The sequence below is a fragment of the Streptomyces sp. NPDC037242 genome, from assembly GCF_055604165.1.
In genome coordinates, this window is record NZ_JBVJUY010000005.1 from 98,383 (window position 1) to 111,851 (window position 13,469).

At 72.8% G+C, this 13,469-nt stretch carries 7 protein-coding genes; all 7 read left to right on the plus strand.

The features are described 5' to 3' along the window. Nucleotides 1-9 precede the first annotated feature (9 nt). On the plus strand, nt 10-2,190 hold the full coding sequence (gene mrdA, locus ACZ7GJ_RS08625) for a penicillin-binding protein 2 (RefSeq protein WP_470750421.1): 2,181 nt from the start codon (nt 10-12) through the stop codon (nt 2,188-2,190). Nucleotides 2,191-2,202: 12 nt separating this feature from the next. Then, entirely contained in the window at nt 2,203-3,402 is a 1,200-nt protein-coding gene (gene rodA, locus ACZ7GJ_RS08630) for a rod shape-determining protein RodA (protein WP_470750422.1), read from the plus strand. A gap of 49 nt (nt 3,403-3,451) precedes the next feature. Then, nucleotides 3,452-4,990, plus strand: a complete 1,539-nt coding sequence (locus ACZ7GJ_RS08635; RefSeq protein WP_470750423.1) for a CYTH and CHAD domain-containing protein — start codon at nt 3,452-3,454, stop codon at nt 4,988-4,990. A gap of 80 nt (nt 4,991-5,070) precedes the next feature. Next, nucleotides 5,071-6,996, plus strand: a complete 1,926-nt coding sequence (locus tag ACZ7GJ_RS08640) for a TIGR03960 family B12-binding radical SAM protein (RefSeq protein WP_470750424.1) — start codon at nt 5,071-5,073, stop codon at nt 6,994-6,996. A 77-nt stretch (nt 6,997-7,073) separates the two neighbouring features. After that, entirely contained in the window at nt 7,074-8,132 is a 1,059-nt protein-coding gene (locus ACZ7GJ_RS08645) for a hypothetical protein (protein WP_470750425.1), read from the plus strand. Nucleotides 8,133-8,259: 127 nt separating this feature from the next. Further along, nucleotides 8,260-9,039 carry a TIGR03936 family radical SAM-associated protein gene (locus ACZ7GJ_RS08650; protein WP_470750426.1) on the plus strand — a complete coding sequence of 260 codons (780 nt, stop codon included), beginning with the start codon at nt 8,260-8,262 and terminating at the stop codon, nt 9,037-9,039. 232 nt (nt 9,040-9,271) lie between these two features. Beyond that, nucleotides 9,272-13,267, plus strand: a complete 3,996-nt coding sequence (locus ACZ7GJ_RS08655) for an Rne/Rng family ribonuclease (protein ID WP_470750427.1) — start codon at nt 9,272-9,274, stop codon at nt 13,265-13,267. Nucleotides 13,268-13,469: the final 202 nt, after the last annotated feature.

Below are 13,469 nucleotides of genomic sequence, written 5' to 3' on the forward strand. Positions count from 1 at the left end.
GGAGCGGACGTGACCAACATTCCCGAGACCGGCCGCACCTCCCGGGTGCAGATCCGCCTCGTCATCATCCAGGTACTCGTCGTCTCGATGCTGGTCACCCTCGGCGGACGCCTGTGGTACCTCCAGATCCGCAACGGCGAGGAGTACTACAACGAGGCGAAGAGCAACCACGTCCAGCGGGTCGTCCGGCCCGCCGTCCGCGGGCCGGTCCTCGACGCCCGCGGGGTACCGCTCGCCGACAACGAGACGCGCCTGGTCGTCTCGGCCAGCCGCACGGCGCTGATGAAGATGAAGGACAGGGGCAAGGGCGTCATGACCCGCCTCGCCGACGTCCTGGACATGACCCCCAAGGAGGTCATGGAGAAGGTCCGCCTCTGCGACTCCCAGACCCCCGCGCCCTGCTGGAACGGCTCCCCGTACCAGCCGATCCCGATCACCCTCGAAGCCAACACGCAGCAGGCGCTGCAACTGCGCGAACGCCCGGAGGACTTCCCCGGCATCACCGCGGAGCCCACCGCCGTCCGCCGCTACCCGGCCCCCGGCGGGGCCCGCGCCGCACAGGTGCTCGGCTACCTGTCGCCGGTCACCGACGACGAGATCCAGAAGGCCAAGGACACCGACTCGCCGCACCTGCGCTCCGACCAGGTCGGCCGCTCCGGCATCGAACGAACCTATGACAGGCAGCTGCGCGGCAAGGCGACCGTCACCTCCTACGAGGTCGACAACCTCGGCCGGGTCATGCACCAGACCCAGTCCGACGCGGGCGTACCCGGATCCACCCTGATCACCAGCATCGACGCCCGGGTCCAGGCCGTGGCCGAGTACGAGCTCCAAGAGGCGATGAAGGTCGTCCGCAACGAGACCGACAACATCACCGGCCGCAAGTACGAGGCGGACTCGGGCGCCGTCGTCGTCATGGAGGCCAAGACCGGGCGCGTCGTCGCGATGGCCTCCCAGCCCGACTACGACCCCAACGCCTGGGTCGGCGGCATCTCCGGCAAGGACTACGCCAACCTCACCAGCCAGAAGTCCAACTACCCGCTGCTCAACCGGGCCATCCAGGGCCAGGCACCCGCGGGCTCCATCTTCAAGGTGGTCTCGGCGAGCGCGGCCGTACGGGCCGGCTACGCCTTCGACGACAAGTACAACTGCAGCGCCTCCTACAACATGGGCGGCCGCAGCTTCGCGAACTTCGAGTCCAAGGGGCACGGGCCCATCACCCTCGGCGAGGCCCTCAAGTTCTCCTGCAACACCGTCTTCTACGCCCTCGGGCACAAGGAGTGGCAGCGCGACGGCGGCCTCAAGCCCAAGAAGGACGCCCAGGACTGGTTCTACCGGACCGCCCGCGAATTCGGACTCGGCTCCGAGACCGGGATCGACCTGCCGAACGAGGTCAGCGGCCGCATCCCCGACCGCCGGTGGAAGAAGAGCTTCTGGGCGGCCAACAAGGACTCCTGGTGCAAGCAGGGCAAGAAGGGCGGCACCTACGTCGAGCAGATCGCCTACGAGAGCTGCCTCGAAGGCAATCAGCTGAAGGCGTTCGACAGCATCAACTTCGCCATCGGCCAGGGCGACGTCCTCGTCACCCCCATCCAGATGGCCACCGCCTACTCCGCCATCAGCAACGGGGGCACCCTCTTCGACCCCACCGTCGGCAAGGCCGTGATCAGCCCCGACGGCAAGCGCATCGAGATGATCAAGCCCCAGGCCCACGGCAGGCTGCCCGTCGACGCCCGGACCATCAGCGACCTCGACCACGGCCTGCGCATGGTCGTCGAGCCCGGCGGTACCGCCGCCTGGCGGTTCGGCGGCTGGCCCATGGACAAGATTCCGATGCACGCCAAGACCGGCACCGCCCAGGTCTACGGCAAGCAGACCACCTCCTGGCTGGCGACCTACACCAAGGACTTCACGATCGTCATGACGATCTCCCAGGGCGGCACCGGCTCGGGGGCCTCCGGCCCCGCCGTCCGCAACATCTACAACGCCATCTACGGCCTCGACATGGAAGGCAACCAGGACCTGAAGAAGGCCCTGCTGCTGGGGCCGGAGACGAAGCTGCCCAAGATCTACCCCGACGGCTCCATCGACTCCCCCGAGATCCGGCCGTACGTGCCGCCGTCCCCGGAGGAGCCGGCGCCGCCCGCGCTCGCCGGCCCGCCCGCCCAGCGCCCCGCGCAGCACGACTGAGGACCGAAAGACATGCAGACCGCCAACAAGTTCTCCGTCTCCCGGTACGCGCCCGAGCGCGGGGCGATGGCCAGGCTCACCGCCCGCGACTCCGTGGTGCGCCGGCTCGACTGGCCGATACTCCTGTCCGCCCTCGCGCTGTCCTTCATCGGCGCCCTGCTGGTGTGGTCGGCGACCCGCAACCGGACCTCGCTGAACAACGGGGACCCGTACTACTTCCTCGCCCGGCACGCCCTGAACACCGGCATCGGCCTCGTGCTGATGATCGGCACCGTCTGGCTCGGCCACCGCACCCTGCGCGGCGCCGTGCCGGTCCTCTACGGGCTCTCGCTGCTGCTGATCCTCGCCGTGCTCACCCCGCTCGGCGCCACCATCAACGGTGCCCACGCCTGGATCGTGATCGGCGGCGGATTCTCCCTCCAGCCCTCCGAGTTCGTGAAGATCACGATCATCCTGGTCATGGCCATGCTGCTGGCCACCAGAGTGGACGCGGGCGACCTGACCCACCCCGACCACCGCACGGTCGTCAAGGCGCTGTGCCTCGCGGCCGCCCCGATGGGCATCGTCATGCTGATGCCCGACCTGGGCTCCGTCATGGTCATGGTCGTCATCGTGCTCGGCGTGCTCCTGGCCTCCGGCGCCTCCAACCGCTGGGTGCTGGGCCTGCTCGGCTCGGGCGTGGCCGGGGCCGTCCTGATCTGGCAGCTCGGCGTCCTCGACGAGTACCAGATCAACCGCTTCGCGGCCTTCGCCAACCCCGAGCTCGACCCGGCGGGCGTCGGCTACAACACCAACCAGGCGCGCATCGCGATCGGCTCCGGCGGCCTGACCGGTTCTGGGCTGTTCAAGGGCTCGCAGACCACCGGCCAGTTCGTCCCCGAGCAGCAGACCGACTTCGTCTTCACGGTCGCGGGGGAGGAGCTCGGCTTCCTCGGCGCCGGCCTGATCCTGGCGCTGCTGGGCATCGTGCTGTGGCGGGCCTGCATGATCGCCCGCGAGACCACCGAGCTGTACGGGACCATCGTCTGCGCCGGGATCATCGCCTGGTTCGCCTTCCAGGCCTTCGAGAACATCGGGATGACCCTGGGGATCATGCCGGTCGCGGGGCTCCCGCTGCCGTTCGTCTCCTACGGGGGATCCTCGATGTTCGCCGTGTGGGTGGCCATCGGCCTGCTCCAATCGATCAAGGTCCAACGGCCGTTGTCGGCCTAATCAGGAGTTCACCCTGCCGCCGTGTTCCGTTCAGGACTAAGTTCGGTCTATGGCGGACACGAAGCGTGAGATCGAGCGGAAATTCGAGTTCACCCGGGCCCACAAGAAGCAGTCCAAGGGGGCCCGGCGCGAGGTGCCGGACCTGACGGGCACGGCCGGGATCGCGGCCGTCTGCGACCAGGGCACCGTCGAGCTCGACGCCACCTACTACGACACCCCCGACCAGCGGCTCGCCGCCGACGGCCTCACCCTGCGGCGCCGGACCGGCGGCGCGGACGCCGGCTGGCACCTCAAACTGCCCGTGTCGCCCGGGGTCCGTGACGAGGTGGGCGCACCGCTCGGCGACACCGTCCCGCGCGCCCTGGCCGCCCTGGTCCGCTCCCGCGTCCGGGACTGCGCCCTGGAACCGCAGGTCAGGCTGGTCTCCTCGCGCCGGGTCAGCCATCTCCTGGACGCCGAAGGGGCCCTGCTCGCGGAACTCTCCACCGACCGCGTCCGGGCCGAGCGCGGCGAGCGGACCGCCTCCTGGACCGAGGTCGAAGTGGAACTCGCCGACGGGGTCGCCCCGGCACTCCTCGACGCCGTTGAACAGACCTTCGCCGCAGCCGGGCTGCGCGTCTGCGACGCCCCCTCCAAGCTCGCCCGCGCGCTCGCCGAGACGGGCGGCGAGCCCCCCGCCCGGCCCGAGGGCGCTGCCCCCGAGGGCACGGCGGGCGCGTACGTGCTCTCGTACCTGCGCGAACAGCGCGACGCCCTGATCGCCCACGACCCGGCGGTCCGCCGGGACCTGCCCGACTCCGTCCACCAGATGCGGGTCGCCACCCGCAGGCTCCGCAGCGCCTTCAAGACGTACCGCAAGGTGCTGGACCGCGCCGCCACCGACCCCATCGGCGAGGAACTGCGCTGGCTCGCCGCCGAACTGGGCGTCGACCGCGACCAGGAGGTGCTGCTGGAGCGGATCCGCACCCGCCTCGGAGAGCTCCCGCGCACCCTGGTCGCGGGCCCGGCCCGCAGCCGCCTGCGGACCTGGAACACCACCCGCCGCTCCGGCTCGCGGCGCCGCGCCCTCGCCGTGCTCGACGGCAAGCGGTACGTGATCCTGCTGGACTCCCTCGACGCGCTGCTGGCCGATCCGCCGCTGCTGGGGGCCTCGGCCCGGGCCGCCGCGCACACCCTGCCCAAGGCCGTCCTCGGCGACTACGAGCGCCTCGCCACCCGCGTCGAGGGCGCCCTGGCCATGGACGCGGGCCACGAGCGCGACCTCGCCCTGCACGAGGCGCGCAAGGCCGCCAAGCGCGCCCGGTACGCGGCCGAAGCGGCGACTCCGGCGCTGGGCAAGCCGGCGAAACGGCTGGCCAAGGACATGAAGTCGGTCCAGACCGTGCTCGGCGACCACCAGGACAGCGTGGTCGCCCGCACCGCCCTGCTCGGCATCGCGTCCCAGGCGGCGGGCGCAGGGGAGTCGGCCTTCACCTGGGGAGTCCTCTACGCCCGCGAGGAAGCCCTGGCCGAACGGCGCGAACGGGAGCTCCCCGACGTCTGGGCGGCAGCCTCGGACCCGGCGCACCGGGCGGCCCTCACCGGGTAGCCGGTGATCTTGGCGGGCGGGGGCGTCCGGGCACCGGGGTACGCTTGAGAGTCGCCCCCTGCCCGCTTCACGAAAGTCGCGTGATGACCGAGTCGGTCTTCCCTCAGCTCGAGGCCCTGCTTCCGCACGTCCAGAAGCCGATCCAGTACGTCGGCGGGGAGCTGAACTCCACCGTCAAGAACTGGGACGAGTGTGACGTCCGCTGGGCGCTCATGTACCCGGACGCGTACGAGGTCGGCCTGCCCAACCAGGGCGTCATGATCCTGTACGAGGTGCTCAACGAGCGCGAGGGCGTGCTCGCGGAGCGCACCTACAGCGTGTGGCCCGACCTCGAAGAGCTGATGCGCGAGCACAAGGTGCCGCAGTTCACCGTCGACAGCCACCGCCCGGTCGGTGCCTTCGACGTCTTCGGGCTCTCCTTCTCCACCGAGCTCGGCTACACCAACATGCTGACGGCACTGGACCTCGCGGGCATCCCGCTGGAGTCCAGGAACCGTACGGTCGACCACCCCATCGTCCTCGCGGGCGGCCACGCGGCCTTCAACCCCGAGCCGATCGCGGAGTTCATCGACTGCGCGGTCATCGGCGACGGCGAGCAGGCCGTCCTCGACATGACCGAGATCATCCGCACCTGGAAGGCCGAGGGCCGGCCGGGCGGACGCGAGGAAGTGCTGCTGCGCCTCGCGAAGACCGGCAACGTCTACGTTCCGGGCTTCTACGACGTCGAGTACCTGCGGGACGGCCGCATCGGCCGTGTCGTGCCGAACCGCTCCGGCGTGCCGTGGCGCGTGTCCAAGCACACCGTCATGGACCTCGACGAGTGGCCCTACCCCAAGCAGCCCCTGGTCCCGCTCGCCGAGACCGTCCACGAGCGCATGTCCGTGGAGATCTTCCGCGGCTGCACCCGCGGCTGCCGTTTCTGCCAGGCCGGCATGATCACGCGCCCCGTGCGGGAGCGAAGCATCACCGGCATCGGCGAGATGGTGGAACGCGGCCTCAAGGCGACCGGCTTCGAGGAGGTCGGCCTCCTCTCGCTGTCGTCCGCCGACCACACCGAGATCGCCGACATCGCCAAGGGCCTCGCGGACCGCTACACCGACGACAAGGTGGGCCTGTCCCTCCCGTCGACCCGCGTGGACGCGTTCAACGTGGACCTGGCCAACGAGCTGACCCGCAACGGGCGCCGCTCCGGCCTGACCTTCGCCCCCGAGGGCGGCTCCGAGCGCATGCGCAAGGTCATCAACAAGATGGTCTCGGAAGAGGACCTGATCCGGACCGTCTCCACCGCGTACGGCAACGGCTGGCGCCAGGTGAAGCTGTACTTCATGTGCGGCCTGCCGACCGAGACCGACGAGGACGTCCTCCAGATCGGCGACATGGCGGTCAACGTCATCGCCAAGGGCCGCGAGGTCTCCGGCCAGAACGACATCCGCTGCACCGTGTCCATCGGCGGCTTCGTGCCGAAGCCGCACACCCCGTTCCAGTGGGCGCCGCAGCTGTCGGCCGAGGAGACGGACGCGCGCCTCGGCAAGCTCCGGGACAAGATCCGCGGGGACAAGAAGTACGGCCGCTCCATCGGCTTCCGCTACCACGACGGCAAGCCGGGCATCGTCGAGGGCCTGCTCTCGCGCGGTGACCGCCGCATCGGCGACGTCATCCGCGCCGTGTACGAGTCGGGCGGCCGCTTCGACGGCTGGCGCGAGCACTTCTCGTACGACCGCTGGATGCAGGCCGCGGAGAAGACGCTGCCCGCCCACGGCGTGGACGTGGCCTGGTACACCACGCGCGAGCGCACCTATGAGGAAGTCCTGCCCTGGGACCACCTGGACTCGGGCCTCGACAAGGACTGGCTCTGGGAGGACTGGCAGGACGCCCTCGACGAGACCGAGGTCGAGGACTGCCGCTGGACCCCGTGCTTCGACTGCGGTGTGTGCCCGCAGATGGACACCAGCATTCAGATCGGCCCGACGGGCAAGAAGCTGCTGCCGCTGTCGGTCGTCAAGTAACGCCTGAATCAAGTAACGCCTCCACAACGAGGGGCCCCCGCCGCAACGGCGGGGGCCCCTCGCGTGTCTCTACATTCATGGAACTGGAGAAGCCGCAGCCGCCACCCCAGGGAGACGGCTGCCTCGTCGGGATCGTCCGAGTACCCGTCAGGATCGTGGCGGTGCTGATCGTGCTGCCCGTGCGGATGGTCTGGGACGTGCTCGTCGCCGGAGCCCGGATGCTGAACCGGCACGTCCTCGGGCCGGTGGGGCAGGGGCTGAGCTGGTTCTACGAGCACGCCGTGCGGCCGGTGCTGCGCGCGCTCGGATGGACGGCGGGGACCCTGCTGAAGCTGGTGTTCGTCTGGCCGTGGGTCGGTCTGTGGCGCTACGCCCTGGTCCCCGTCGGCCGAGCGCTGGCGTGGCTGGGCCGCGGGGCGCTGACGTACGTGTTCGTGCCGATCGGCCAGGGGCTGGCATGGCTGGCGCGCGGGGTGTACGCCTACCTGCTCCGGCCGGTGGGGATGGCGCTGTTCGTCTGGCCCTGGGTCGCCCTGTGGCGCTACGTCCTGACGCCCGGCGGCCGCGCCCTGCTGCGCTACCTGCTGCGGCCCGCCGGGGCGGGGATCGCCTGGGTGGCGCGCGGGATCGGGGCCGCGCTGGCATGGCTGGGCCGGGCGCTGTTCGTGTGGCCGTGGGTCGCGCTGTGGCGCTACGCCGTCGTGCCGGTCGCGGTCGGGGTGTACCGGTACCTGCTGACACCGCTCGGCCGCGGGATCGGCTGGGTCGCGTGCGGGCTGTACGCGTATGTGCTCGCGCCCCTCGGGCGGTTGCTGGCCAGCGCCTGGCACCTGGCCGGGCGGGTCAGCCGGGCCCTCGGGCGAGGCCTCCTGCGGCTGTGGCGCGGGCTCGTCGCACGGCCCGCCGCCTGGGTCTACCGGCGGGTCGCCACTCCCGTCGGGCACGTCGTCCGGGAGGTCTGGCGGACCACCCGCGCGGCGGTGCGCGAGGCCCGCGCGGACGTGCGGCGGGCGCTGTTCGGTGGGCCGCCCCGGGAACCGGCGAGGTCACGGGCGCGTACTCTGGGTAGTACGACAGCCGCAGGCAACACGCCAGCCAAGCCGATCCCGTCGGGCCCCCTGCACGAGCAGGTGTGAGCCGGAGGGCACGGAGTGGCCCGCAGGCTCCCACAGACCTCAGGGCGACGCGCGAGCGCGGAGCCCCGCACAAGGAGAAGAACCACTGGGCAAGCGACAGCCCGAAGGCCCGCCCCCCGCACCGGTGGTGCAGCGCATCCGTCTGCGCTACACCAAGCGCGGCCGCCTCCGGTTCACCAGCCACCGGGACTTCCAGCGCGCCTTCGAGCGGGCCCTGCGCCGCTCCGAGGTGCCCATGGCGTACTCGGCGGGCTTCACCCCGCACCCGCGCGTCTCGTACGCGAACGCCGCCCCGACCGGGACCGGCAGCGAGGCCGAATACCTGGAGATCGCCCTCGCCGAGGCCCGCGACCCCGCGAAGCTCCGCGAGCTGCTCGACGAGTCGATGCCCGTCGGCCTCGACATCGTCGACGCCGTCGAGGCCCGCACCTCCGGCCTCGCCGACCGGCTGACCGCCTCCGTGTGGGAGCTGCGCCTGGACGGCGTGGAGCACGCGGACGCCGAGCGCGCCGTGGCCGCCTTCCTCGCCGCCGAGAGCGTGGAGGTCCAGCGCCGCACCAAGAACGGCATGCGGACCTTCGACACCCGGGGCGCCGTCGTCAGTCTGGAAGCGGTTCCCGCGCAGGCTGATAGGACCCTGGACAATGCTTGTGCGATACTGCGGCTGGTTGTTCGGCATCTGACACCTGCCGTGCGACCCGACGACGTCCTGTCCGGTCTCCGAGCTGTGGCCGACCTGGCGCCGCCGGTCCCCGCAGCGGTGACCAGGCTGGCGCAGGGGCTCTTCGACGAGGAGTCCGGCACGGTGACCGACCCGCTCGCGCCCGACCGCGAGGCTGTCACGGCCGCCCCACCCACGGCCGCCGTAGCCGCCGACGCGAAGGCGCCGGAAGGTCCCGCCGCGTAGGGATCGTCGTCGTCGCGCAGCCCTGGCACTCGGGAGCCACCTGGGTCGGGCCGCGCACAGACCTGAAGACTTCCGCCAGGCCGTACGGACAACACGTACGGAACCGGCGGCCATGAACTGAGCTCCCGTGTGGCGAACGCGCCCCGGAGGCCGGATCCGCGCTGATAGGGCGGAACCGTGCCGGACCGGAAGTCAGCCGCGGCGCCCGGGAGCGTGACGGGAGAAACCCCGCATGCTCAACAACGAAACCGACAACACCACCGCAGGCAGCGCCGACAGCGGCAGCCCGAGCGACAACCTGCCTCCGCGCAGGCGTCGCCGCGCCGCTTCCCGGCCCGCCGGCCCGCCCGGCGGTCCGGTCGCCGCCGAAACGGCTCCCGCCGCGGCCGCCCCGGTCGCCGCTCCCGTCGAGGAGGCCGCTCCGGCCGCCGCCCCGGCCCGCACCCGCCGCCGCGCGACCCGCGCCGTGGCCGCCCCCGAGGCCGCTGTGGCCGCCGCTCCCGCCGAGGCCCCCGTGGCTGCCGCGCCGGTCGCCGCCGAGGAGGCCGCTGCTCCCGCTCCGCGTGCCCGTCGCCGTGCGACCCGCGCCGTGACCGCCCCCGAGGCGCCCGCCGCCGTGGCCGAGGCCGCGCCGGTCGCCGCTCCCGCCGAGGAGGCCGCTCCGGCCGCCGCCCCGGCGCGTACCCGCCGCCGCGCCACCCGCGCCGGGACCGCCGCCGAGGCGCCGGCCGCCGTGGCCGAGGCCGCTCCCGTCGAGGCCCCCGTGGCTGCCGCGCCGGTCGCCGCCGAGGAGGCCGCTGCTCCCGCTCCGCGTGCCCGTCGCCGCGCGACCCGCGCCGTGACCGCCCCCGAGGCGCCCGCCGCCGAGGCTGCTCCGGTCGAGGCCGCGCCCGTGGCGGCCGCCGCGCCGGTCGCCGCCGAGGAGACCGCCGCTCCGGCCCCGCGTGCCCGTCGCCGTGCGACCCGCGCCGTGACCGCCCCCGAGGCGCCCGCCGCCGCTGCGGCCGCGCCCGAGGCGGAGGAGGCACCGGCCGCCAAGGCCGCCGCCCGCGCCGTGACCGTCGCCGACGCCGTGGACTCCCCGAAGCGCGGCGGCCGCCGCCGCGCCACCCGCGCCACGGCCCCGGCCGCCCCCGCCGCGCAGCCCGTGGCCGCAGCCGAGGCTGAGGAGCCCGCCGCCCCGGGCCGTGCCCGCCGCGCCGCGCGCCCCGCCGTGGCCGTCTTCCAGGCTCCCGTCTTCGCCGAGCCGATGTTCCAGACCCCCGAGACCGCAGCCATGGCCGCGGCCGCCGCCCGCGCCGCCACCCCGGCCGACGAGGTCGAGGAAGAGGAGGAGGAGCTCACCGAGGCCTCCGCCCCGGTCGAGGCCGCCCCGGCCCCGCAGCCGGCCGGCCGTCGCCGCCGCCGTGGCCGCGGCGCCGTCGAGGCCGCCCCGGTCGCCGAGTCCGCGCCGGTCTCCCTCCCCGAGGTGCTCGCCGAGGAGGAGCCCGAGGCCGAGCTGGAAGAGGAGTCCGCCGAGTTCGACGAGGGCGACGAGTCGGGCGAGCGTCCGTCCCGCCGCCGCCGTCGCGGTGGCCGCCGCCGCCGTCGCGGCGAGGCCGCCGACCTCGACGAGTCCGTCGAGGAGGAGGCCGAGGCCGCCGAGCAGGAGGCCGACGAGGAAGAGGAGGACGAGGCCGACGAGGCCCTCGGCTCCAGCTCCAGCCGTCGTCGCCGCCGTCGCCGTCGCCGCAGCGGTGAGCCCTCCGCCGAGTCCGCCGAGGCGGGCGAGGAGGACGGCGTACGCACCGTCGTCAAGGTCCGCGAGCCGCGCCCGGCGCGCGAGCGCAGCGAGTCCACCTCCTCCGACGAGGTCCAGTCCATCAAGGGCTCGACCCGACTGGAAGCGAAGAAGCAGCGCCGCCGCGAGGGCCGCGAGCAGGGCCGCCGCCGTGTCCCGATCATCACCGAGGCCGAGTTCCTGGCCCGCCGCGAGGCCGTCGAGCGCGTGATGGTCGTCCGCCAGTCCGGCGAGCGCACCCAGATCGGCGTCCTTGAGGACAACGTGCTCGTCGAGCACTACGTCAACAAGGAAGAGGCCACCTCGTACGTCGGCAACGTCTACCTGGGCAAGGTCCAGAACGTGCTGCCGTCGATGGAGGCCGCCTTCATCGACATCGGCAAGGGCCGCAACGCCGTCCTGTACGCCGGCGAGGTCAACTTCGAGGCGCTCGGCATGGCCAACGGGCCGCGCCGCATCGAGTCCGCCCTCAAGTCCGGCCAGTCGGTCCTGGTGCAGGTCACCAAGGACCCGATCGGCCACAAGGGCGCCCGCCTGACCAGCCAGGTCTCGCTGCCCGGCCGCTACCTGGTCTACGTGCCCGAGGGCTCGATGACCGGCATCAGCCGCAAGCTGCCCGACACCGAGCGCGCGCGCCTGAAGACCATCCTCAAGAAGATCGTCCCCGAGGACGCGGGCGTCATCGTGCGCACCGCCGCCGAGGGCGCGAGCGAGGACGAGCTGCGCCGCGACGTCGAGCGTCTGCAGGCCCAGTGGGAGGACATCCAGAAGAAGTCGAAGCAGATCTCGACCTCTTCGCCGAGCCTGCTGTACGGCGAGCCGGACATGACCGTCCGCGTCGTGCGCGACATCTTCAACGAGGACTTCTCGAAGGTCATCGTCAGCGGTGACAGCGCCTGGGAGACCATCCACGGCTACGTGAACCACGTGGCCCCGGACCTGGCCGACCGGCTCTCGCGCTGGACCTCCGAGGTCGACGTCTTCGCGACGTACCGGATCGACGAGCAGCTCGCCAAGGCGCTCGACCGCAAGGTGTGGCTGCCCTCGGGCGGCTCGCTTGTGATCGACAAGACCGAGGCGATGATCGTCATCGACGTCAACACCGGCAAGTTCACCGGTCAGGGCGGCAACCTCGAGGAGACCGTCACCAGGAACAACCTGGAGGCGGCCGAGGAGATCGTGCGCCAGCTGCGGCTGCGCGACCTGGGCGGCATCGTCGTCATCGACTTCATCGACATGGTCCTGGAGTCCAACCGCGACCTGGTCCTGCGGCGCATGCTGGAGTGCCTGGGCCGCGACCGTACGAAGCACCAGGTGGCCGAGGTCACCTCGCTGGGCCTGGTCCAGATGACCCGCAAGCGGGTGGGCCAGGGTCTGCTGGAGTCCTTCTCCGAGACCTGCGTCCACTGCAACGGCCGCGGCGTCATCGTGCACATGGAGACGCCGGCCGCGATCGGGGGCGGTGGCAACGGCAAGCGTTCCAAGCGCCGCGGTGGCCGCACCCACGAGCACGACCACGAGATCGAGGCCGTCGAGACCGAGGGCGCCGAGGTCTTCGAGGTGGAGACCGAGGCCGAGGTCGCCGCGGAGGCCGCCGCCCCCGTGGCGCTGCCCGAGCCGTCCTTCGTCCCCGACGAGGAGCTCTACAGCAGCCCGGCCGAGGCCGAGGCCGCGGCAGGTCTGAGCGGCCGTCGCAACCGCCGCCGCGCCACCCGCAAGGCGACCGCTCCGGCGGGTGCCCCGCGCGGTGCGGCAGCCGCCCCGGCGGCGTCGGCCCCGGCCCCCGTGGCCGAGGCGGCGCCGGAGGCAGTGGTCGAGGTCGAGGCCGTCGTCGAGCCCGTGGTCGAGGTCGAGCCCGTCGTCGAGCCGGCCGTGGAGGAAGCCCCCAAGGGCCGCACCCGCCGCCGTGCCACCCGTAAGGCGACCGCTCCGGCGGGGGCCCCGGCCCCCGCGGCCGAGGTCGCACCGGAGCCCGTCGTGGCACCGGAGCCGGTCGTCGAGCCCGAGCCGGTCGTCGTGGCCGAGCCCGAGCCCGTGGTCGTGGAGACCCCGGCCGAGCCCGTCGCGGAGGCCGCACCGGCCCGTCCGCGCCGCCGTGCCACCCGTAAGGCCACCGCACCCGCCGGCTCCCCGGCGGGCGCGGCCGAGGCGGCCGTCCTGGTCGTCGAGGCGGCCCCGGTGGCCGCTGCGGAGCCCGAGGCGGCCCCCGTCGAGGCCGAGGCCGAGGCGCCCGTGAAGAAGGCCCGCAAGGCTCCGGCCAAGAAGGCGACGACCACGGCGAAGAAGGCCCCGGCCAAGAAGGCGGCGACCGCCAAGACGGCCGCTGCCAAGAAGACGGTGGCGAAGAAGGCCACCGCCAAGAAGACCGTGGCGAAGCGGGCGACGAAGAAGACCGCGGCGGCCGAGCAGCAGACGCTGCCGTCCGTCTCGGCTCCGACCGAAGCCTGACCCAGCCCGAGAGGCACAGCACGACCGTGGGCCCCTGCCGAGAGGCGGGGCCCGCGGCCGTGCGGGGCCCGGTTTGACCCTCCGGTACCGGCCCCGTAACCTAGACCGTCGGCGTGTCTGAGTGCACGCCGCGCTCCTGAGCACCTTCCTCCAGGCCCTGCCCGGAGAGGCCGCTCGTCCAATCCGGATCTGCGCGGACCCT

Coding starts and splice junctions, on each gene's coding strand:
- rodA (WP_470750422.1), top strand. CDS start 2,203: ATGCAGACCGCCAACAAGTTCTCCGTCTCCCGGTACGCGCCCGAGCGC.
- ACZ7GJ_RS08635 (WP_470750423.1), top strand. CDS start 3,452: ATGGCGGACACGAAGCGTGAGATCGAGCGGAAATTCGAGTTCACCCGG.
- ACZ7GJ_RS08645 (WP_470750425.1), top strand. CDS start 7,074: ATGGAACTGGAGAAGCCGCAGCCGCCACCCCAGGGAGACGGCTGCCTC.
- ACZ7GJ_RS08655 (WP_470750427.1), top strand. CDS start 9,272: ATGCTCAACAACGAAACCGACAACACCACCGCAGGCAGCGCCGACAGC.